General features: G+C 34.7%; 19 protein-coding genes and 1 pseudogene. 3 read left to right on the top strand and 17 right to left on the bottom strand.

The genetic code is table 11. The features are described from left to right. Positions 1 to 95 precede the first annotated feature (95 nt). The gene (locus FZF08_RS30800) at positions 96 to 1238 is read right to left on the bottom strand and encodes an LA2681 family HEPN domain-containing protein (RefSeq protein ID WP_159478565.1); all 1143 of its coding nucleotides are present in this window, start codon (positions 1236 to 1238) and stop codon (positions 96 to 98) included. Between the two features lie 301 nt (positions 1239 to 1539). Between FZF08_RS30800 and FZF08_RS30795 the strand changes: the two genes are divergently transcribed. Together FZF08_RS30795 and FZF08_RS31980 are read left to right on the top strand one after the other, a co-directional pair. Continuing rightward, positions 1540 to 2373 (top strand): DUF6759 domain-containing protein, encoded by an 834-nt coding sequence (locus FZF08_RS30795; RefSeq protein ID WP_159478563.1) that lies wholly within the window; start codon positions 1540 to 1542, stop codon positions 2371 to 2373. Positions 2374 to 2439: 66 nt separating this feature from the next. Then, a complete protein-coding gene (locus tag FZF08_RS31980) occupies positions 2440 to 2586 on the top strand; it encodes a hypothetical protein (protein ID WP_229216774.1) in 147 nt (48 codons plus the stop codon). Between the two features lie 63 nt (positions 2587 to 2649). Here the strand turns inward: FZF08_RS31980 and FZF08_RS30790 are convergent, their stop codons facing one another. From FZF08_RS30790 to FZF08_RS30715, 15 genes and pseudogenes are all read right to left on the bottom strand, one after another. Further along, positions 2650 to 3444: a DUF475 domain-containing protein gene (locus FZF08_RS30790; protein ID WP_159478560.1), complete on the bottom strand. Its 795-nt coding sequence runs from the start codon at positions 3442 to 3444 to the stop codon at positions 2650 to 2652. A gap of 16 nt (positions 3445 to 3460) precedes the next feature. After that, complete coding sequence (locus tag FZF08_RS30785; protein WP_159478557.1) at positions 3461 to 4969, bottom strand: helix-hairpin-helix domain-containing protein; 1509 nt, start codon at positions 4967 to 4969, stop codon at positions 3461 to 3463. A 10-nt stretch (positions 4970 to 4979) separates the two neighbouring features. After that, positions 4980 to 6410 (bottom strand): PP2C family serine/threonine-protein phosphatase, encoded by a 1431-nt coding sequence (locus FZF08_RS30780; protein WP_159478554.1) that lies wholly within the window; start codon positions 6408 to 6410, stop codon positions 4980 to 4982. A 10-nt stretch (positions 6411 to 6420) separates the two neighbouring features. Further along, the gene (locus FZF08_RS30775) at positions 6421 to 7467 is read right to left on the bottom strand and encodes a TerY-C metal binding domain-containing protein (protein WP_159478551.1); all 1047 of its coding nucleotides are present in this window, start codon (positions 7465 to 7467) and stop codon (positions 6421 to 6423) included. A gap of 349 nt (positions 7468 to 7816) precedes the next feature. Further along, positions 7817 to 8452: a VWA domain-containing protein gene (locus FZF08_RS30770; protein ID WP_159478548.1), complete on the bottom strand. Its 636-nt coding sequence runs from the start codon at positions 8450 to 8452 to the stop codon at positions 7817 to 7819. A 2-nt stretch (positions 8453 to 8454) separates the two neighbouring features. Continuing rightward, positions 8455 to 9093 (bottom strand): VWA domain-containing protein, encoded by a 639-nt coding sequence (locus FZF08_RS30765; protein WP_159478545.1) that lies wholly within the window; start codon positions 9091 to 9093, stop codon positions 8455 to 8457. A 1-nt stretch (position 9094) separates the two neighbouring features. After that, complete coding sequence (locus tag FZF08_RS30760; RefSeq protein WP_159478542.1) at positions 9095 to 9706, bottom strand: TerD family protein; 612 nt, start codon at positions 9704 to 9706, stop codon at positions 9095 to 9097. 13 nt (positions 9707 to 9719) lie between these two features. Further along, positions 9720 to 10274, bottom strand: a complete 555-nt coding sequence (locus FZF08_RS30755) for a TerD family protein (RefSeq protein WP_159478539.1) — start codon at positions 10272 to 10274, stop codon at positions 9720 to 9722. Beyond that, positions 10264 to 11112 (bottom strand): phosphoribosyltransferase family protein, encoded by an 849-nt coding sequence (locus tag FZF08_RS30750; RefSeq protein ID WP_159478536.1) that lies wholly within the window; start codon positions 11110 to 11112, stop codon positions 10264 to 10266. Before FZF08_RS30750 ends, FZF08_RS30755 begins: the two co-directional genes overlap by 11 nt. Beyond that, a complete protein-coding gene (locus FZF08_RS30745; protein ID WP_159478533.1) occupies positions 11112 to 11804 on the bottom strand; it encodes an HAD family hydrolase in 693 nt (230 codons plus the stop codon). Before FZF08_RS30745 ends, FZF08_RS30750 begins: the two co-directional genes overlap by 1 nt. A gap of 26 nt (positions 11805 to 11830) precedes the next feature. After that, entirely contained in the window at positions 11831 to 12508 is a 678-nt protein-coding gene (locus FZF08_RS30740; RefSeq protein ID WP_159478530.1) for a TerD family protein, read from the bottom strand. 111 nt (positions 12509 to 12619) lie between these two features. Continuing rightward, a complete protein-coding gene (locus FZF08_RS30735; protein ID WP_200837205.1) occupies positions 12620 to 13087 on the bottom strand; it encodes a TerD family protein in 468 nt (155 codons plus the stop codon). A 450-nt stretch (positions 13088 to 13537) separates the two neighbouring features. After that, on the bottom strand, positions 13538 to 18613 hold the full coding sequence (locus FZF08_RS30725; RefSeq protein ID WP_159478524.1) for a DUF4011 domain-containing protein: 5076 nt from the start codon (positions 18611 to 18613) through the stop codon (positions 13538 to 13540). A 561-nt stretch (positions 18614 to 19174) separates the two neighbouring features. Then, positions 19175 to 19279 (bottom strand): annotated as a pseudogene (locus FZF08_RS32450) (hypothetical protein); the annotation flags it as partial. A gap of 99 nt (positions 19280 to 19378) precedes the next feature. Beyond that, positions 19379 to 19984 carry a master DNA invertase Mpi family serine-type recombinase gene (locus FZF08_RS30715; RefSeq protein ID WP_159478518.1) on the bottom strand — a complete coding sequence of 202 codons (606 nt, stop codon included), beginning with the start codon at positions 19982 to 19984 and terminating at the stop codon, positions 19379 to 19381. A gap of 434 nt (positions 19985 to 20418) precedes the next feature. Here FZF08_RS30715 and FZF08_RS30710 point away from each other — a divergent pair, with 434 nt between their 5' ends. Beyond that, positions 20419 to 20901: a DUF6933 domain-containing protein gene (locus FZF08_RS30710; RefSeq protein WP_409012683.1), complete on the top strand. Its 483-nt coding sequence runs from the start codon at positions 20419 to 20421 to the stop codon at positions 20899 to 20901. A 616-nt stretch (positions 20902 to 21517) separates the two neighbouring features. On the opposite strand, the gene FZF08_RS30705 is transcribed toward FZF08_RS30710, so the two are convergent. Continuing rightward, positions 21518 to 21691, bottom strand: a complete 174-nt coding sequence (locus FZF08_RS30705) for a hypothetical protein (RefSeq protein WP_229216773.1) — start codon at positions 21689 to 21691, stop codon at positions 21518 to 21520. Positions 21692 to 21867 lie beyond the last annotated feature (176 nt).

The raw sequence follows: 21867 nt of genomic DNA, 5'->3' as shown, positions 1-21867 counted from the left end.
ACAAATGGCTAAAGAACACCCTGACAAACATCTCGACAATTAACCATAAAAACATCACCGATCTGTACCCGCAAAACTTTAACAATATTCAACAGTTAACAAAGATGTAGTTGGTAGGCCGGATACATCTTATCCAAGATACCGTAACAAATCCGAAAGCTGGTTCTCAACATTTCAGAATGAGGATTGATTATTTCGCCCTCCATTAGATTTGTATATTTGGTATCAAAATCGATTTCACCAACTTTTGAAATTGACTGATAATAGGACCACCGCGAATATGCGTATTCAGATTTTATTCTGTTAAGAAGGAGTTCTAATTTTGCAATGGTGTTTCCGGGAAAACGTGCATTAGGTACTCCAATTTGTAAATTATCTTTCTCATTGGCGACGCAACGGCAGTATATTCCATGTTCATTTAAGGTAAGAAATTTATCAATGCAAAATTTTCTAAAAGGAGTATGGGCTTGATACTCTGTTTCTGTTTCCTCGATTTCCTGCCCTACCTTACCAATTTCAAATTTAAGCTGCATCAAAGTATATGCCGTATTATTTTTCAAAGCCACAATCCGGCTCAAAAAAAATGGAGATATTTTGTTTGTTTTGATTGCCGTGTCATAGTTGCTGTAAATCTGGGCATATAGTGCAGTTGTATACCCTGCATTAGATACCTGACTTAACCAATCTAGTTGATTAGCGCGGGATATAAGTGCCTGCGGGAATATTTCATCTTGTTTTAAAACAATGTCAAGAAACTGAATTGCTTCAACTAACCTTCCGGTACGGACCAAAGCATTGGCAAGATTAACTGATATTTGTTTAATCAAGTCGTCGCCCGACTCAATCTTGTTATAAGCCATCCAGTATAATCGGACTGGATCCTGAAATATTTCCTTTACTATCTTAAGCGATTGTACACCTGGGTTACTCTGATAATAAATTTGACAGAGACCATCTTTTGCATTGGCTAAGTTATAATAATAGCTGGCAGGCGTGATGTATTTTTTAATGTCGCTTTCATTTTTTTCCAAGAAATCTATACCGTCAAGCAGGTCTTGTTTATTTTTACTTTCGTTCCCCAAATCTATTAACAGACCGTACCATTGTATTTTAATCAAGATTTGCGTCTCTGCATCTTGGCCCTCGGTAAGCTCAAAAGCTTTATAGACATTAGCCCTTGCCTCCTCAAATTGTCCGACATCCAACATTCGAGTTACCGCATTTAATAATAGCTGCATAACAATCTATATTTAATTTAGTTATATATCAAGGAAGTAAAAGAACAGAACGATCTTGATGTAATTGGAAAAGATCAATTCAAATTTTGAAAATATGATATTAGTGCTCTTCTGTTGCTATATGCTTACATAATGGCACCGGCCAAAAGCCAGATAGGATAATCCTGTAAAATCAAACAAAACAGAGATACAGAAAGCTTTTGTTCAATATTATATGATTTTTACCAAGGTACGCTAAAGGAAGTAACTGTTTTATCTGTAAGTTTAAGCAAATATGTAAGTACCCTCTCAAACAAACTTTATGATCAAAAAATTACTCATTTTAATTTATGCACTTTTTACAATCGGCTGTGTGTCAGAAAGTAGTAGAGATGAATTAAAAGAAAAAAACGAAGCTTTACAAAGGCAAGTTGAAGAATTAAAGTTTGGTGCCAGCATTTTACTCTCTGATGCAAAAAAGTTTTTGGAAGCGAAAGACTTTTTACACGCACAGGAAAAATTGTCCCTTCTTTTAGAAAAACATCCAGATAAACCAGAGAGTATTGAAGCAGGTAGACTATTAAAAGTTATCGAAGAAGAACAAGCTTGGAATAATTCATCTGATTTAGCTAGTTTAGAAAACTATTTGACTGTTTATCCAAAAGGAAAATATAGTAGTGAAGCAAGTGATAAAATTGAAGAACTTAGAATTTTAAAAGAAACATCAGAATATGAAAGTGCTTTGTCTTTAAATTCTTCTTCTACCTGGAAAAGCTTCATTCTAAATTACCCTACGAGGTCTGATATCGAGGAAATCAAAAAGCGCATAATCGATTGCGAAGTCAACGAAATTATGCGAGCGACTACGACAGGAGTTCTTCCGACTTCTACTCCATCAAGTTATGAATACTCTACTTCTTCAAGCATTTCTATTACGAATGATACTCAATGTGAGTTGACTGTAAGATATAGTGGAGTTGATGTTGAAGTAATTGAAATCCCTATGGGATCAACCCGCACATTAAATCTTTCAAGCGGAAATTACAAAATAGCAGCTACAGCATGCGGTTCCAATTATGCAGGTACTGAAAATTTACATGGAGCTTATTCTTCCAAATATTACATAGTTACTAGTAGAAATAGAATATCGTATTAGCTATGAAAATAACATTGTTCTATAATTTAAAAGAAAAATTATAATTAAACCTTTCCCAAATCTAGTATGAAAAATTTTGAAGCAAAGATTACACCCAAAGGAAAATCTGGATTTACTATTGGAGTACAAGCTAAGAGTTCCATTGACGCTAAGAAAATGATGGAGGCACAGTATCCGGGAGCCACTATCCATTTCTTTAAGGAACTAAAGTAAGTCGAACGTTCAACAGAAATCTGACCCTCACAAAGAAGTTCAGATTTCTATTTCCCTAACGGGCTAGTCTATTTCAACATTCCTTTTAGGTATATTGAATAACAAGCTTGTGATAATTGGAACAAAAAAGATCGCTACGGTTAAAACCGAAATTCCGATATCGGCAACGTGGCTAGATAGAAAAATACTACTAGGACTATCCGGATAGTAATGCTCGAACAGAGAAGAAATTAGTTTAATGCCTAGTATTGCAATGACCAGAAAAGCACATGTTTCAAGGAAACTATATTTTTCCATTAGTTGGACAAACCATTGTGCTATAAAACGCATTGCCAAAATTCCAATAAAAACGCCAATACAAACCAATATAATGTTAGGAGTGAATGCAACTGCTGCAAAAACATTATCAATTGAAAAAGCCATATCCATTAATTCAACAAGACAAACTGTTGCCCAAAAACTTCCAATTGAACCCACTGTGGCCTTATAAAGCCAGTTATTATTTTTATCAATTACATCGTCTTCTTGGCTAGTTGCTTGTTTACTTTTGTACCAATCGTAAACTAAATACAAAAGATATAATCCCCCCAAAGGTTTTAGCCACCAAATTTTTATTAATACTGAGGCAAAAATCATAGCTATACCTCTAAAAAAATAAGCTCCCCAAATACCATATTTTAGCGCCTTATTTCTTTGGTTTTGAGGTAAATCCATAACCATTGTAGCTAACACAGCGGCATTATCGACAGACAATAAACTTTCTATTATAATTAAGTTGCCAATTATTGCAAGGGAGATCCCAGGGTGACTTATTATATCCTGCCACAAAATATTTACATGTTGTAATAATTCTTCCATTCGTATGTATTGTTAATTATTTGTTTGCCATTGTAATTAAGACTAACCTGCCGCCATCTTCCTTAGATAGTAGTAATTTTTTGCCATCAGTAAGTTCAACCATTTCACCAATTTTAATCTCCTTGCTATCCGTTAAATCCTTTAACCCATTTAATTTCTGATTTACCAATACCCATTTATTATTATGAAACGTGAAATAACCAACAGGCACTTTTTGTTCAGCGGTTAATTTTTCACTTCTAGAAATATTTCGATTCACATGCCACTGAAAAAGGTATTGATTGTTATATACCATCAACCGATGATTTTCTGGCCTCCATACTGTGGGTTTAAATTGGTAATACAAATCTAATACAGGTAAAGTCCCTTTATGTTTTGTCCCACAAAAAGGACAAGATGGAGTGTTGGTATTATCAAATACGTACCACTTTTGTTCACAGTTAGTATTACTACATTGCTGCATCAAGTCAGTAGTTTTAAGTAACCCTATTTCCCATTCCTCGGCTGTTGGTCGGCGCATTGGGTTATGAAGGCCATCAATGAATGCCTTTTCAAAGAGTTCTTTCAAATAGGGTCCTGTAATTGTATAAGGCAGTTTTTTAACATCTGCCCAATAAGCATCCCATTTAGATATATCTTTAATTTTTAGAATATTCGTCTTATCAGTTGGATGTTCGATAAATAGGGCTTTTTCTCCCATACTTAATAAATCATCTTTTTCAGTATCCAAATCATGAACCTTACTACCCTTTAATGGATGCCTATGTAACAAATACATATAAACAAGGCACGCAAGTGCATGTAAATCGGTTAACCGGTTTGGCAACTTTCTGTTAGGATCTGTTTTGTTTAAATGCTTGGTTGACAAAACTTCTGGGGCGATGAAATCTGCTGTACCAATAACTTCTGCAGGATAAAGGCCAGGAACCACCAAGCCATCTAAATCTATCATACAAGCTGACCCAGTTGTTGGATCAACTAAAACATTATTATAAGAAAGATCCGAATGGGATAATCCCATCTGATGTAGCTTTTTTACGCCTCTCGAAAGATTAACACAGACTTGAAAATAGTTAAGCCATTTACCAAGTTCATCCGAATCTAAACTTAACGGGAACTGGCTATTTCTAAATTTTGCACCAGCAAACCACTTCCCATTCTTTTCTTCCCCCTTAATAAGATCACTGGATGAGTAGCCTTTCTTGAAAAAAAATTTCGGCTTATAAATTGGTACAATTAGCCCGATTTTATCGTCAATTTCTATTATATCAGTTGGCCACCGATATACTTCTTCAAGGTAATATTGACCCGCGTCCTTGGTCTGGATTTGATTTAAATATTTAGTAACAATATTTTTTAATCTTTCACGCTGATTAAAATCCTGTTTTTCCTTAAAGATCGCGACAACATATTTCTTATCCGGGCTAAAATATACATTTTTTGCTGTACCACTTTTTGGATCACCGTTATCTATATACTGGTAAGTAGCGCCGTTAATTATCGAGTTAACACTGACTATTGACATGAAAGGGAATTTAAAAAACGATTGCTAAAGTTCTATCGTCATGGTTACCACTACTCCAAAAATCCATCCATTCAGATAGCTGTATTGGCAAATTCTCATTTTTGGCGATTAATTCAACTTTAATATTACTTTCATTATCTCCGTGCAAGTCCTCTAAAAAGGCTGACCAACATTCTATCTTTTCTAAATTAGCCTCAACCACAAATTTAGGATCGTAAATTCCGTCGGTCATTAACATTAGATATGAAAAATCCTCAACCACTTTAAATCCAAAGCGAGTTGGGAATTTATTACTACTAAAAATTTCAGGCATAGTTATAAATCTTGTCCCGCCTCCAAACTCTCCAACATCGAGCCAGTTCATCAATTGAATCTCTGTTAAATCTTTATTAACTAAACCGATAGGACAATCACCCACACCAAAAGAAAGAATCGCATAGCCAAAATCATATTTTTTAAACAATGCAAATATTAGGGTAGAGTGCAGATCCTTCAAGGGTCTTTCAAGCTTATTAGCATAATCTTGAAGGCCTTTATGAACGAAAAATGCTGCCTTTCCAAGATTGTTATAAATAAAAAGATCAAGGTTTTTCTGCTTTACATCATCTTGACTTTGATCGCGATTTTTGATCAAACTGTCCAGTTCTGTGACTATGTCTGAGTTAAAATTTTCCTCGAAATAAGAGATAACAAATTCACAAGCAAGTTTCGAACCTAGCCGAGATAGGGATGCACTTCCCGCGCCATCAGCAACGCACACAATGCTCCAACCCGTTTCTTCTAAATGTTTAAATGAAAAGTCATCATCCCGAAAAGAACCAACATTTGCATGGCTTCGGCCTCTTTTTGATGCGACAACAATATGTTTATCTCCGAGCGGTTTAAAATCATAATCAATGTCAGGTTTCCAATAATTAACATTTTTCCAGATTTCATCCTTATCTAAATCACTTGGAATGTTCTTCCAAAGAGATTTTGGATCTGCATTAATAATTAAGGATACTTTCTTATTATTTAATTCTGAGTCTTCATTCTCACCGTTAACCCTAAATTTCATGGAAATTTTAAATTCACCACTTTTTGTGGGTATTCCTTTAATCGTTCCTAGCTGTTCGTTATACTCTAACCCAAATTGCCCTAAATCATCAAATGAAGTGTAAGCTAAATCATCCATTCCCGCCTTTGAGTAGTCGATGTATACCTCATAAGGTTTACCAACAGTAGCATTAGGAATTATCAACTGTTGATCAATGATATCACTAACCCTATTTTTAAGAACCCACTTATCCAACATCATTTTTTGATTATCTTTAATTTGGTTAACCGCAAAAATATTTGCCTCTTCCTTGGTAAACTCTTCGAAAATGGATTCTCTATTTTTAGCTACTGAGATATTTTTTTGGGCGAGAAGAGTTTGAATATATTGTTTGATTTCAGACATTTAAGTATTGTTAGCCTTGAGTTCTATTCACATCAAAATTAGCTTCAACATAAGTTCCCTGAATTCCACACCAAGGGCAGGTACTTACTTTTTCATTTCCCACGCAGTGTATTCTTTGACATTGACATAAAGCAAGTCCGTATTTATTTTTACAACAAGGACAGGCCGCTGCACCTTCCAGTTCTTCAGTATTTACAGAGATTTGATTGTGATTTTGATCACTTAATTCATAATAGGAAAGATCTACCTGATAACCATCGACAATTCGATAGGAACGTGTTTGCAAATTCAAGTCACGGAACTCTGAGAATTCAATAACCTTTTTGTATTTCAATAAATAAGGTCTTTTCGTATTCTGGCATTTTGCAGCCAAGACAATAAAATTAGAATCGACAAAATGCTCTGTAGGAGTGATAATAGATGGATTAATCTTTGAAATGACAATTCCATCCAGGTTAGCCAGTTCAAAACCTGATTGATTACTTTGGACGCTTATACTACTTGTTTTAGTAGATTCAGTAACCCATTTAAAAAACTTCTTATAGTCTTCTGATGTAGAATTTTTAAAATGAAGAACATTTTCCGTAAGCTCTCTTAAAATATTAGTATCCGCTTCATCTCCAAAAGAAACGGCTACCATATTGCATTTTGATTGCCAGTTTTTTTTCCACTCTGAGATTGCTGGTCCGGTATTATCAGTGGGAACACCATCAGTAAATAAAAACACAATTGGCTTCCAATCTCCTTTTTGTTCAATTGTCGTTTGTACAATGTTTTTTCTTAGCTCAAACATTAAATGTCCTAGACCATTACTTAAGGAAGTACCACCGCCGATTGGAAATTTTGGTGGATAAAAATTAACAATTTCCTGTAAAGGAACTAACGTTTTCGCCTGCCCTGCAAACACTATGATAGAAATCCAAACTGTTTCAATAGCATAAGGATCTGTCTTAATCGCTTTGATAATATTCGCTATTCCATCTTCTACTGCCTGGATTTGTTCTCCAACCATGGATTCAGAAATGTCTATTAAAAAAAAGATGGGTAGGCGTCTCATATATTATAATTTTAATTGAAGGGTTAGGCTTGTTGGTCTGCGATATATTTTATCAATATTGAACTTTATCAATCCCAACAAGGTTGAATTACCCCAATAATCCGTAAAATATTAGCAATAATACAACCAAAACAACCTGTGTCATATCTATCGAAAGGCCCTGTCCTACTTCAAAAGGCTGAATAAAGGATTTTAGCCCATTTAAGACTGGCGTAAAAATGTTATAAAAAAAATCAAACAAAGTTTTATACCTGTAATCCAACTTGTCTTTGTGTGGCAAGAGCTTAGAAAATAAAAATAGTCCTATAATCAGCGTCGCAAAAATTACCTTTATAATTAAAATCATATGTCAGATTACTACCGTGATTTCACTTGGTGGTGGGGGTAAAGCAACTTTCTCTCCAGTTCCTTGACTTTTATTTCCTTGTTCAATAGTCTCAGAAACCCATTTGAAGAATTGTCGAAGCGTTGTATTATCAGCTGAATCCAAGTGGACAACATCATTAGTTAATTCTTTCAACAAAGAGTCGTCTGCCAAATTCCCTGCCGCACAACACACAATTGCACCAAAATTTAAAGCTTTTATCTTAGGTATCATTTGCCTATAAAGTTGCAAATCACTAGGCTTACCATCGGTAAATAAAAACAATAATGGTTTCCAGTCACCTTTTTGAGTTGCACTTCCCTTTTTAACTTCGATATTGAACTTACTTTCTAACACCTCAAGTGCTTTACCAGTATGTGTAGGTCCACTTTGTGGACAAGTTATTTCTGGTAATTGGAAGGAAGGCAACTCCGTTAATGGAACAAGTTCTTTTATTTCCCGATCGAACGTAATTATACTTACCCATAAAGAATCAAGAGCTTGAGCATCAGTCCTCAGTGTATTAATCATTGTAGTCAATGCATTGTTTAACGCCTGAATTGGCTCTCCATGCATTGACCCTGATGTGTCTAATAAGAAATATACCGGTAAACGCCTCATAGTTAGACCACTATATTTAATTCAGATGGAGGTGGTGGTAATTCACTTAGGCCTTGAACTTCCTTTCCACTATCTTCAACCTTCGTAGACGATACACCTATAGAAGCTGTTACCCATTGAAAGAATTTGGCAATACTACTACTGTCTGCTGTATCTAAACTCACAACATTATCTGTTATTTGTTTCAGAATATTAGTATCAGCACCAGCTCCTGCTGCACAAGCAACTACAAATGCTGTTTTCCTTTTTTTAAATTCTGCCAATCCACTTTGCCAGTTGTCCGTTGGGATTCCGTCTGTCATTATAAAAACAAGTGGCTTCCAATCGCCTTTTTGCTCAGGGGTTGTCTTTTCAACCTCTGTATCAATTTTATTTGATACAAGCTTTAAAGCATCGCCCAATGCTGTCACACCGGTAGCCTTAAGGTCAACCATCTGAAAAGATGCCAAATCTGTCAACGGTATGATCTGTTTTGCAGAACTATCAAAAGTGATAACACTTATAAATGCTGTTTCAATAGCTTGAGGATTTTGACGTAAAGAACTTATCATTACCTGAACGCCATTTTTAACCGCCTCGATAGGCTCACCACTCATTGAACCGGATGTATCTAATAATAAATAAACGGGAAGTCTTCTCATTTTATAAAAATTTTTGGGTCACAGTGTTGATAGTTTCCTCTAATTTCTTATCCTTTGTAGGTTCTCCAATCGCATTGAATTTCCATTCCCCATTTTTCTTATAGAACACACCCATTACCATCGATACATGTCCTGAAAAGTCAGCTCCGTTCGCAATATCATAAGTTGCAAATACTTCATTAACCCGTTTAGGAGTTCCTTCATAAATTCTTATGGAGGCAAATGGAATCGTTCCAAAGTCCTGTCCCTTAAAGCTATTTAACACAAAGGCAACATAAGTTGTGTTTGGACTAAGTTTAGAGAAGTCAAGAGTTATAACCTCATTATCCAATCCATCATCTCCTCCCATATCACCTGTTAAATCATCCCCGCTATGTTTAATAGCCCCATCTTTTGATTTTAAATTTCCAAAATAGACTACGTCAAGCCGTTTTTTTGTGTCATCATATAGAGCACAGCTTGCATCTAAATCGACTGCTATTTTAGAAGTTCCTCCAAGCCAACTTTTCTTCTCTATGGCGCCCCAATTTATGCCCACGCATATATTGTTCAATTTACTACCATTACTTTTTTCAAGATTGATACGTTGACCCTTTGTTAAATTGATAGCCATTTATTTATTTGATTTAATTGTATTTATCTAAATAGTCTTGAAGTCCACCTTTCATGCCCATACCAACTGCCTCAAATTTCCACTCATTGTTACGCTTATAAATTCTACCAAATTCCACGGCTGTCTCAATAGAAAAGTCTTCCTCTAATTCATATTTTAGAATCTCTGTGTTTGAATTCGTTTCGAAAATTCTAATGAACGAATTACGTACCTGCCCAAAATTTTGCCTTCTACTTTCCGCTTCATGAATCGTTACAACAATACAGATCTCAGATGCTCTTACATCAATCTTAGCTAAATCTACCTTTATCTGCTCGTCGTCTCCGTCACCATCTCCTGTGAGATTATCTCCTGTATGCTCAATAGATTCATCAGGGGTTTTTAAATTATTGTAAAAAACAAAATGGTTCTCAGACAACAATCTTTTATTTTCTCCTAAAATAAAGATTGAGGCATCTAAATCAAAACCACTTCCTGTTGAAGAGCTATTAGTATCCCATCCTAAACCAATTGTAAATTTCGGAGCACTAATTGACTCTCGCTGTCCCTTTTGCAGATTAATTGCCATATTCCTGTAATATATTGCTGTTAAAAAATAAATGTTCTTTAATAAAATTCAAATTTCTTCTATAGGCTTCAATCGTATGATAATTATTACCTAAGGCCATGTTATACAAAGTATAAATAAAATCCAAATTTTGTTCAAGTAGAAAATTTTGAAAGGCCTTAAAATCAGATATTAAAATGTATTTTACAGTTCGTGTATTCAAACTAAAATTCCCTGATCTAATAATTGTGTTTATATCAAATATTGATTTTATCTGATAATAATTAAGGTAATTTTCAATATTGGGATGTATTTGTTTATTTACTAATTCCGCAAAATAAATCATGTGGACTTCGTTCCTCAGATCAAAATCTTTAATCATTTTCATAATCATCCGTTCATGACTTCCAGTAATTTTGATGTCATCCAGAAATAATAAGATTTTATTAGTTAAAAACTCTTTATCAATATGAAAGTTATCATTCCCTATAAGCCTCAATCTTTCTGCAGCATCAAGTTCCCCATAATCTTCTTTATAAGTTATGGTGCGGTGAACTTTTGTTTCCTGGACAACCGGCAAACCATTGTCCGCTAACCAATGATTAAGATGAAAAACAAAATAATTTTTCATCGTAAATGTAGCAGTTGGAATAAATGAATACGGACTTGAAATAACTACGATTTGCTGATTAGTTTGCTTTAAAGAAAGCTGTTTTTCAATAAAACCCGCTGCGAGTTCTATACCGAATTTTTTGGCAATAATCTCATCACCAAATTTGAATCGACTATAATGACTTGGATCAAAGCTGAACGTGTCGTCAGAATTTACTTTGTGCAAAGAATAAGAAGAAAGAATCATTATATCAGAGAGAGTATCGGTATATTATTTGAATTAATTAAGCGACTGTTTATTCCAAAAGAATTGGCTCCATAAATATCCGCTCTTAAGTTATCGCCTACATGTATTACATCATTTAACTTAAAGTCCTGATCTTCTCTATTTTCAATTATTTTGTCAAACATTAATTTAAAAAAGTTTCTATTCGGTTTTGACATTCCTTCTTCATCTGAGTAAAGTTGAAAATCAAAAAAGGCATCAAGGTTGATAGCAGTCAATACTTTTCTCAACGTTTTCCCTTTGATGAATCCAGTGTTGCTTAAAATACTAATAGTATTACCATTTGCCTGCTTAAGTTGGCTTAGTACAATGGCTGTTTCAGGGCTGTATACCACTGGCATAAATTTGAACACCAATTTCTCCATGTCACTGTAAAGTTCTTCAAGGTCTATATCCCTAAGAAATGTATGATCATTAATCGTACTTATTACCATTAAATACATTTCTTCTGCAGAAATATTTTTTCCAGTTTTTTCATTTATTGAATTACACATTAAGTCCACCTGACGAAAAATTAAAGCGACGTCATTTAAAGTCTTTTGGGCATAGTTAAATCTATTAAAAAAATATCTAGTCCTTTCTTCTTTAAAATTCGGATTAGATTTAATAAGCGTTAACCATAAATCAAAAGAGTAATGTTTATAAGCAAGCATTAATTATTGACTGTTTTTGTAAAAATTTAGACGTAAATATGTTCCTTTAATATATCTACAAAATTATCAGTTGCATTAGGCTCACCGATAGCACGAAACTTCCAAGAGCCGTCCTTCCGATAAACTTCGGCAAATTTCATTGAACACATTCCATCATAAGAAGAATCTCCTGAAAGACTAAATTTTAGAATTTCCTTTCCTTTATTATCTACCGCTCGAATAAAAGCATTATCTATCATTCCAAAATGTTGCTTATTTACCTTCCCTTGGTAAATAGTTACTATAAACAGAATTTTTTCATATTTCTTGTCCAGCGCATCAAGTTTTACAATGATTTGCTCATCATCTCCATCACCCTCACCTGTTCTATTGTCACCGGTTAGCCAGATGTTTCCTGATGGATGCTTCATTGAATTAAAAAATATTATATCACCTCCGTATAACGCAACATTGTTACCATTGGTCGCTTTAACAGTTTGGCCTAAACTAGCAACCTTCCCATTTATATCCATTAGAAATGCACATGCGTCCAGATCGTAATTTTCTCTTGAGCCGAAATTAAGGAGCTTACTAAAGAGTCCACCTGTTCCTTTTTGTTTAATATCCCAACCTAAGCCAATAGTTACCGATGATAGATCAAAGCTTTCACCTTTGTCATTTTTTCTTAAATCGATAGTTTGCCCTTTTACTAGATTTATTGCCATCTTCTACTTTATAATTTGCCCCTTAAAGTATTTTCCAAGAAAGAAGGCTAAATCTTCTTTATAACCTATCCCCGACGCTTCAAATTTCCATTTATCATTTCGTTTGTAAAGTCATCCAAACTCTATTGCGGTTTCAATTGAAAAATCTTCACCCAATTCATATTTGCAAACTTCCTCAGCATTAGCATCGTTAAGGATTCTGATGTAAGAATCTCTCACCTGCCCAAAATTTTGTCTCCGATTTATGGCTTCATGGATTGTTACCACAAACAATACCTCGGAAATACGGCTATCTATTTTTGACAAATCGACAATTATTGATTCGTCATCTCCCGTAGCACTATTTCCACCTGTTGGGTCATCGCCAGTATGATGCAAAGACGAATCAGGAGAATCAGGATTATTATAAAACACAAAGAATTCATCTTGTGGAACTATTCTATTGTTGTCAATCATAATAGCCGATACATCAAGATCAAAGTCATGCCCAGTTCCTTCATTGGGGTTCCAGCCTAGACCGACAGTAATATTGTTTAGACCGATATCTATCTTTTGGCCTTTTTGCAAATTAATTGCCATAAAATATATTATTTCTATTTAAGAATTTTTTTTAAAATATCCCAGAAGCTAAAAGTGGTTCTGTTGTAAACCCTATTATAAGCAGCTTTTTTTGGATTAGTAAGCCACCCCCAACCACGGGGCGTTTTTAATCCAAGTGCATTTTTTATTAACCGTGTCGAAGAAGTTCGAGAAGCAATACTTTTCGCGATGGAAGGTTTACGGATACCAAATTTCATTATATAGAGGATTTTACGATTTACAAGATAAAGTGTTTTACCTTCAACCTTCAATAATTTTGTTTTTATTTTATCAAAAGTTATTTTGCGATTACATTGAAGAAAACAAATAAAAATTTAAATTATACAAATACCTAATCCTCAAAATGTTACAATAGGTTATCTCATATCATAAATAAGTGCCTTTTCGCTCAGTACAACGACTTAATTTCCTTTTAAAAAGATAAACATATTATATATAATGATTCAAGCTCATTCTTGACTCTAATTTAGTATCAAAGTCTACTATTGCTTCTTCAACGGCCTTAATAAGGCGCTTTTCTTCATGTTCACGCCGCTTAAACCAGTCTGTTGACCATATACGATGAATATGATTCCAACCTAAATTACGAAGGTTTGCTTCCCGCAATCTATCTCTATCCCTCGCACTTTTAGCAGAATGATAAGTTGCTCCATCACATTCTATAGCTATGACAAAATCAGATTGCATTTTCGGATGCTTGACTACAATGTCGATTAGATAACCGGAAACGCCTAATTGATAAACAATTTCAAATCCATGTTCTTTCAAGAAAGAACCTACAGCCTTTTCAAAATCACTATCAGGTTCTCTTTGAGTTATATATGCATGGTTGTCAATGCCAGTAGCAGCAAAGTGTAAATAATCCTTTAATGCCTTTAAGCCACGTTGTTCTTTTGAATCAACAATTTTAATTTGTTCAGAATAAAATGACGAGAATATACGGATATGTTGTTTGGCTCGGGTAAATAATACATTCAGACGTCTCCAACCATTTTTTCCAACAATTGGCCCGAAATTTTGAAGAAAAGCGCCATTTTGATTTGGTCCAAACGTTGTTGAAATGTAAATAACATCACGTTCATCGCCTTGAACGTTTTCCAAATTCTTAACGAACAATTTACCGCTTGTCATTTCAGAGTTGTCAATAAATGCATCAAAATTTGAATTGGTTTTACGAACTCTTTCAATTTCATCTTCGATTATCATCTTTTGTTTCGCATTAAGGGTAACGATGCCATAACTACGTAAAGGAAATCTTTCGATCATTTCCATTAAATCTTTGACCAAGCGTGCTGCTTCAATTAGATTAGTTTGGTTTGTATAAACACCGTCAGATACATAAATATGTTTGACACCAATTGAATCAGAATGTGCTGTGGGAGAGGGAAATATCACCAAGTCATTGTCATAGAAGTGATGATTTGAGAAGGAAATTAAGGATTGATGCTGTGAACGATAATGCCATTTTAAGCGTCGAACCGGTTGAAAGATGGGTTTACAGACATCTAATATACTTTCGCTATGCTGTATTGAAGTAGCTTCTTCATCCTCATCCGTCTGTTCGCCAATAGTATCAAAAAATCCGGTTGGCGGAAGCTGATTACTATCCCCTACAATCACTACCTGATTTGCTCTAGCAAGCATGCCTACTGCATCTTCAGGTTTTACCTGCGATGCTTCATCCATAATCAGTATATCGAATTTTTTATGGCCAGGTGCCAAGTATTGGGCGACAGAAAGGGGACCCATCATGAAACATGGCTTCATGGCTACCAGCGCTTGAAATGATCTATCTATTAATTGCCTGATAGGTATATGCGCTTTCTGCTTTCCAATTTCATGTCTAATTAATTGAGAATCGGTATATAATTTGGGACTTTTTCCTCCCTCCCCGTCTGGAATTATCCGTTTGCTTAATTCCCTGGAAAGCATCTGAGCGTTTATTCCTTTTAATTCAATATCCGTTTCTTTAAAAGATGTACGAATATTTTCATGAGTTATTCGGTTGAAAGAACCTAAGACTGGATCATTGCGAAGAACTTCATTCGATAATTCTGAATATACTAGATAACGATACAATGGAATAAAATCACTGAACGGCACCTCCGGTCTAGATGAACTATAAAAATCGTTAATGGATCCACCTAACCCTGCACTTTTAATCCTTGTAAACGCAAGTAAAATATCGCACCATTTATCATATGACTCTTGTTCTTGATGCAAAGTGCTTAATTTTAATGATATAGCAGATAAAATCGAGCTTTCTTTGGTAGTTTTTATTTTCCAAAATTCATTTAAATTTAAAATACCTGGTGCCACTGTTTCAAGTTTGCTTGCGCTATCTAAGTATTCGCAGACTCTTAAAGTCAATGTTTTCAACTTACCTAAATTTTGAAATCCATCGCTACATAAAACGAAAGGAAGTGATGTTTCTGGCAAAAAACTACTAAGCCTTTCCTGAATATAAATTAGATCGCTGAGTAGAATTATTTGATTTTCTATATCTTCTTCTTTTAATGAAAGCTTTAAGTTAGATGCGGTAAAATCATCTTCGATTTCCTTCCTTGAATTGTATATATCAATTCCGTATTTATAAATATTTTTAAGTTTATTGATTGTTAAACTATTAGGTATTTCAACCTGACTGATTGTTATATTAAATTGCTGATATGCTAAGATCAGGTCTTCTGATTTAAGCAGAATTGAAGCTATATTATCAAGATTATCTGATTCAACACCATTTGACAGTAAGATGGATTTTATCTGAATAAGTGATTTTAGGCCATCACTGAGTGCGTTCTCTTGTTGAGTAAACCAAGTGTAATTAAATAAATCCTGTTCAGAAAGTACTTTGTAAATTGTCGAACCAAATCTAGGATTGGTTAGTGTCTGACTTCGTAAATCTTTATAAAAATTTGTTGCATGTTCTAAACTCTCAATGTTTGTATCTATTCCGTTGAAGATACCTGGTAACATTTTGTTGAAAAGTTCATGCTTAGCAAAAGACTGGGCATCTTTCAAATACTGAATTAGGTTCTCTATCTTTTGAGACGCCAGTTGAAAATCACTTGCTTCAGTGCTTCTTGATACAAGTCGAAAACTGGCCAGGGCAGATCTGTAACTATTGGAAAATGTACTGAAAAGGTTTTTTTCAGAGAAGGACTTTTGAATTTCTTCTAATGTCCGTATAGATATTTCCTGATCTAACCTGAAAAATTTATCAAGCTCCAATCTAACATCCCTTAACTTGACAATCTGATTAGTTAAATCAATTAATTCCGGATTATCGATTACTTTTTCTATGTTTCCATTTCTGTGAATCAGTAATGCCTTATTTGTGTCCTTGCATATTTTTGCCGCATGTACTACTGCACTAAAGCTGTTTATTGAATTGCTATCTAAATCTAAATATTTTGCACCTTCTTCAAATAATTTTTTGACACTATCAAAGTCAACTAATGCCTTTTTAAGATTTCCATCGTTGATAGCTAGTTCATGAATAGTAAGATCCCTTGAGAATCTAATATCTTGAAAAGACATTAACATTTTCAATTTTTCAATTTCGTCTTTCCGAACGTTGTGGATTTGACAAATCTGATAATATTCCTTTATTACTAGCTTATAATTATCAAATTTCTCTTTGGTCTGACCTAAGGATTTTAAATTTCTGGGATTAATTAATTCAAAGAAATGTGCATTCCTAAAATCGTTTTGAGTAAAAATTTTCAGTTCCAACGAAATCTTTTTGTAGGAGTCAAACCTTTCAACAAGAAGGCCATATAATTCCATATCAGCTAAATCCCTATAAGCATTTAATGAAGTATTGCTTAAGTTTTTTAATTCTTGGTAAATGTCTTCCTTTTGTACAAAACTTAGTGGACCATCAACTTTAAAACCCGACCAAAAGTGTTCATCATTTTTATATTCACCTTCAAAGTATTCCCGTAGCTTATCAGATAGATCCTTAATTTTATCAAGATCCTTTCTAAGCTTTGACTCAGTCAATTCACTTACATTTTTAGGAGAATCGAATTTTTCGAACGAGTAATTTTGTGAGAGATCCTTTTTAAGAACTTCAGTCTTCCAAAATATTTTATATGGGCTTTCTGCTAACTTCCCAAATGGTGTATTGACTGCATTCGAGTATCCCAATAACTTTTTCTTTTTTTCATCAAGCTCCAGTGACCGTAATTCAGCAGATTTGAAAGCGTTGATAAAATTACTAGTATTAAGTTCTAATCGCTTTTTCAGATCAGCCATCAAAGCCTTTTTCTGAGTTTTATGACTGTGTAATTCAAGACAAAATTCACCAAGCCCAACCTCGTTTAAACGTGTTGTTACTACTTCTAACGCTGCAAGTTTTTCGGCAACAAACAAAACTGTTTTCCCCTCTGCCAAACATGCAGCTATTAGATTAGTGATTGTCTGTGATTTGCCAGTACCGGGAGGACCTTCAATCACTATATTTTTACCTTTAATAACATCTAATATTGCATTATGCTGTGAACTATCAGCATCCAACACGTGGTTTAACCTAGGCAAACTTTTATCGGTATCAATTGCAAAATCTTGTGCAACATTACCATCATTTGAATGATTCCCACTAAAAATATCAATTATATGTAAGCTATTTGAAATACCATTTTCATTTGGCCATCTTTTGGGGTCTAAATCAAGGTACATAAGCATTTTACCAAAGGACCAAAAGCCAGCGGTAGCAAATCTTTGAATAGACCATTCAGGCTTAATTTCCTCAAGAATAATCGTAATCTCATTGAAGTACTCATCAGGAGTTTCGAATGCTTCGAAAGAAGGAAGGTCAATGGCAAATTGTTTAAGTTTTTCTCGAAGACATATATTATCTACAATATCTTCGCCCGTATGTTTTAACCGGTACTTAGCCAATCCTGTTTTTGTGTCTATACTCTTTTCCCTCTCTATTTGAATTGGAATCATCAACAGAGGAGCCTCTGAAAAAGTATCAGAATTGTTACTATCTGACCATTTTAGAAATCCTAAGCATAAAAAAAGCATGTTAACTCCTGATTCTTCTATTGCAGTCCTTGCTTCCGATTGCATTCTACGTAATAAACCATCTAAACTTTCAGGATAAAGTAGAGTTTGAAGTTTATCGTCCGAATGTTTCTTTTCTTCGGATTTATTTGAAGCTTGCATTTCCCAGTCAGTTGAAATCCCCAGAAATTGTGCATGACTTCTGACATCAATAGCTTTCAAATCTTTCGATAATGGATATTCAGACTTTTTGGGAATTGGAACTGGAGATATTAGGAAGCCCTTTTTTTGATCACTTTCGGAACTTGCTAAAAGCTCACTGTAAATTTGGTTAGGTAGCTCATCGACAAACCGAAGAATTTTGGTGCCTGAATGTTTGAAGTTTAAAAGGCGGTTTCGACCGCTTAAATCTAAAAGACTTTGACGAGTTTTTTCTAATCCTTCAATTACTATGGTATTAATCTGATCTTTACTGAGTTGAGAATTTTGCATTGGTTTACGTTCAAAGTTGTTACACACGGATGTAATAGTTAATAAAATTACAGGAAACATCCAAATATATGTTCAGATTTGTCACCTTCGCTTACAAATATTGATAATATGCCTTTCTTTAAAGTTGAGCTTTATGCAGTGAGAAGTTGGCAATCTTTCTAAATTGATGGAATAAGATCAGGCAATTAAATTTTCTTTTGTCCCACCTTTAATTTCAATCGCTTCATGCCTTAAATAATTGTTAATGGGTAGCCTTGCTTCCAATATGTAGCTGCTCACATTTCTGATTGGTTGTATATTTTTCGCTTGAGTACAAGGTTGCAGCCAAGCTAATAATTCTTTTGATTTTTTGGTCAATCCTTGGTTGGCCTCCTACCCTATCCAGCGCCCTTGCAGCTGCCATTCCAGCCAAAATACATTCCATCAAAATTTCTCTTTAGTTTTCCGCAAAGATCGAACTAAGCATATATCATAGCCTACCCATTTTGGTAGAAGTATTAATCCCCTCAGAAATACTCTAGAAGTCTACGCCCATCTCCTTCAATTCCACCATAAGTTTGATCAGCTCATAAGTTGTCTTGCCCAAGTGTCAATTCTCCAGACAACGATGACTTCTCCCTTTTGAAGTTCCGCAATTATCCTTATATATTCCGGTCTTTGCAATGAAGCACCCGAACCTTTTCATAATAAATTTTCTCACAACTGTAATGAGTAAAACGAATTCTCGAATTTAGCTAAAATGAATTCTGCAATACTTATTATTTATTACTCCCCTCTTAGCTTCCTGCTTTTAATATAATTTTCCACAGTTAGCCGGTTAACGCCTAAAATTCTGCCGATCGTAGACACGCCCACTTTCTTACCCAATAATTCCCTAATCGTATCTTCCTTTCCAGTCAGTTTGGTTAGCTTTGACAGCGCACCGACAGGACGTCCCACCGGTAGCCCTTCACTTTTCATTCGTGCCATCGCTTCCTTGGTACGCTGAGATATTAGGCTGCGTTCTATCTCGGCAGAAAGAGAAAAAGCGAAAGCCAGTACTTTGGAGGAAATATTATTGCCCAGTTCGTATCCTTCCTTGATGGCAAACACCTTGCTTTCTTTCTGCATGCAAATATGAAGGATACTCATGACCTCCATCAGGTTTCTTCCTAAGCGGGATAGTTCACTGACTATTAATATATCATTTTTCTTTAAACCGGTTAAAACCCCGCCCAGCTTACGGTCCTCAGATCGCTTGCTGCCGCTGACAATTTCTTCGATCCACTCATCCACATGTATCCTTTTGCCGGCTGCATATTTCAAAATTTCAAAGCGTTGGTTCTCAACGGTCTGTTTGTCTGTGGAAACCCGGATATAAGCGTAAATCATGGCAAAAAATGGCAAAGTTAGATTAAGGGTAGTATTTGGTATTTATTCATACAATTATACGATAAAATTAGGGTATAATGTACCGTCTCAAATATAGCATACTTTAAGGGACCCTTATTATATCTATTTTTGATGGAGTTATCCCAAATTATATTCGCTTTCAGCAATATTTATATTTCAGCGGTATTTGTCAGACTAACAATCTCAGAATTCCTATGGGAATTATTAAAATGGGTACCCAGACATGTGTATCTACGCACACTATTGAAAGGAAAGATATTTTTGAACAACGGAAATGGGTAAAGCCAATTTTTCCAGATATTTGCATAATTTGGGCTATCTTCTGTAGAGGATCTGAGAAAGTCACAGAACAAGATTTTTCTACGGTTTTGATGCCTTTGATAAATACCAATTATGGACTAAAATAGCTGATTATGGTTCAAATATATTGCACCCAAAAACTAAATAAATTTATCAAGACCGGAATAAAACAGAGTTTGCCCCGAAAGGAGCATGACTGGAGCGCGCATCTGTTTTTTATATCTGGGCGCAAATGCATCATTTTTGTAAACAAGCAAACCCTTTATACCGTGCTTCTGATGGATATCTTCAAAAAAGATATGCCACATATCAACCGGCTTTTCCTTGAAGCGTTTATCGGACAACTTCAAATGGATCATATATTAGGAAGTCATGAAGGGCAGATCAGGAATATATACAATGAGATCAGTTTACTTTCTACCGACAATGACAGAAAGACCCTGGGAACAATTAATAATATCGTATCCATGTTTCAGGATATGGATTTAGCGTCAGCCAATCAATACGCATCCGAAAGAATTAATAAAATGCCATGGCAAGCACTGCAATATGTTTATTCAAAAGACATGATGCTTCAAGAGCTTAGCCAGATTTAACAGTAAATATTTTTTCCCACATGGTTTTTCAATGTAGGGTTAAATTTAAAGAAAGTGCAAAAAGCGCCACGGGTTTTCTGTGGCAAAATAATCTAAACAACATTGCGTCTATATGATTCCCAGCTCTACCAATGAGGGTATTTCGATAATAGCCAGGTATTAAGAATGCAATTTTTTTTAACTTGTCATTTTTAGATTAAGAAATTTATTCCAAAGATAATGAGTTAAATCGAAAAGGTCGGAATAACGTCTTAAGATTGAATGTATCGTATTTAAGGAGCAGAAAAACTTTACACGGACATCGTAACGGTTTTTCTCCTTTCTTTTAATTTAACCCTACATGGCCACATATCAACCTAAAAGGGGTCTGTTGAATTCGGCTAAAAAGAAGAAGGATTACCATTTGACTTAAATAAACTATTAAAAATAAATTAAGCCGCAGAGAATTGCTCAGAGGTGACTTTATGCGAATCAAAATTTTCTACGCGACCAGTGGGAAATTTTTGACTTTTCTTTAGTTGCAACCAACATTATATATGATGATCGTTCAGGTTAAAAGCTTGAACCAATTACGATACTTCTTTTTTATAATGTACTATGCAAAATAGCCTCCGACCTAGTTTAACCAGTCAAATTTCAAAAGCACTGTTGCCTGGGATTCAAGTTGAAGATTTATAACTGATTTGCCTTCTGTTACTTTAATTTCCTTTTTACCTCCAACCATTGCTAATCCGCCCGCTTTTTCAAGAACCCTGGTCTGTTCTTTTGAAGGATTCTGCGGAGAACCCATACCTTTCCAAACTTCATAGGAATTACTATAGTTATTATCAATTACATATTAGACAATATCACGAATAGAATTGTAAGAGCATAAAAAAGGCCGCCCTGTTTTTAAGTTTGTAGCTGTGAAACAAATAAACGAAAAAGCCCGGGCGACCTGCGACAAATTTAGAGCTCTTAGTAGTC

Origin of the sequence: Dyadobacter sp. 3J3, assembly GCF_009801115.1 — a bacterium.
Taxonomy (GTDB): domain Bacteria; phylum Bacteroidota; class Bacteroidia; order Cytophagales; family Spirosomataceae; genus Dyadobacter.
The sequence above is the reverse complement of the archived record's forward strand: the minus strand, read 5'-3'. Positions and strand labels throughout refer to the sequence as shown.

Excerpts from the sequence above, each read along its gene's own strand:
- FZF08_RS30800 (WP_159478565.1), bottom strand. The coding sequence starts at position 1,238 with ATGCAGCTATTATTAAATGCGGTAACTCGAATGTTGGATGTCGGACAA.
- FZF08_RS30795 (WP_159478563.1), top strand. The coding sequence starts at position 1,540 with ATGATCAAAAAATTACTCATTTTAATTTATGCACTTTTTACAATCGGC.
- FZF08_RS31980 (WP_229216774.1), top strand. The coding sequence starts at position 2,440 with ATGAAAAATTTTGAAGCAAAGATTACACCCAAAGGAAAATCTGGATTT.
- FZF08_RS30790 (WP_159478560.1), bottom strand. The coding sequence starts at position 3,444 with ATGGAAGAATTATTACAACATGTAAATATTTTGTGGCAGGATATAATA.
- FZF08_RS30785 (WP_159478557.1), bottom strand. The coding sequence starts at position 4,969 with ATGTCAATAGTCAGTGTTAACTCGATAATTAACGGCGCTACTTACCAG.
- FZF08_RS30780 (WP_159478554.1), bottom strand. The coding sequence starts at position 6,410 with ATGTCTGAAATCAAACAATATATTCAAACTCTTCTCGCCCAAAAAAAT.
- FZF08_RS30775 (WP_159478551.1), bottom strand. The coding sequence starts at position 7,467 with ATGAGACGCCTACCCATCTTTTTTTTAATAGACATTTCTGAATCCATG.
- FZF08_RS30770 (WP_159478548.1), bottom strand. The coding sequence starts at position 8,452 with ATGAGGCGTTTACCGGTATATTTCTTATTAGACACATCAGGGTCAATG.
- FZF08_RS30765 (WP_159478545.1), bottom strand. The coding sequence starts at position 9,093 with ATGAGAAGACTTCCCGTTTATTTATTATTAGATACATCCGGTTCAATG.
- FZF08_RS30760 (WP_159478542.1), bottom strand. The coding sequence starts at position 9,706 with ATGGCTATCAATTTAACAAAGGGTCAACGTATCAATCTTGAAAAAAGT.
- FZF08_RS30755 (WP_159478539.1), bottom strand. The coding sequence starts at position 10,274 with ATGGCAATTAATCTGCAAAAGGGACAGCGAGAGTCAATTAGTGCTCCG.
- FZF08_RS30750 (WP_159478536.1), bottom strand. The coding sequence starts at position 11,112 with ATGATTCTTTCTTCTTATTCTTTGCACAAAGTAAATTCTGACGACACG.
- FZF08_RS30745 (WP_159478533.1), bottom strand. The coding sequence starts at position 11,804 with ATGCTTGCTTATAAACATTACTCTTTTGATTTATGGTTAACGCTTATT.
- FZF08_RS30740 (WP_159478530.1), bottom strand. The coding sequence starts at position 12,508 with ATGGCAATAAATCTAGTAAAAGGGCAAACTATCGATTTAAGAAAAAAT.
- FZF08_RS30735 (WP_200837205.1), bottom strand. The coding sequence starts at position 13,087 with ATGGCAATTAATTTGCAAAAAGGCCAAAAGATAGATATCGGTCTAAAC.
- FZF08_RS30725 (WP_159478524.1), bottom strand. The coding sequence starts at position 18,613 with ATGCAAAATTCTCAACTCAGTAAAGATCAGATTAATACCATAGTAATT.
- FZF08_RS30715 (WP_159478518.1), bottom strand. The coding sequence starts at position 19,984 with ATGATTTACGCTTATATCCGGGTTTCCACAGACAAACAGACCGTTGAG.
- FZF08_RS30710 (WP_409012683.1), top strand. The coding sequence starts at position 20,419 with ATGGTTCAAATATATTGCACCCAAAAACTAAATAAATTTATCAAGACC.
- FZF08_RS30705 (WP_229216773.1), bottom strand. The coding sequence starts at position 21,691 with ATGGGTTCTCCGCAGAATCCTTCAAAAGAACAGACCAGGGTTCTTGAA.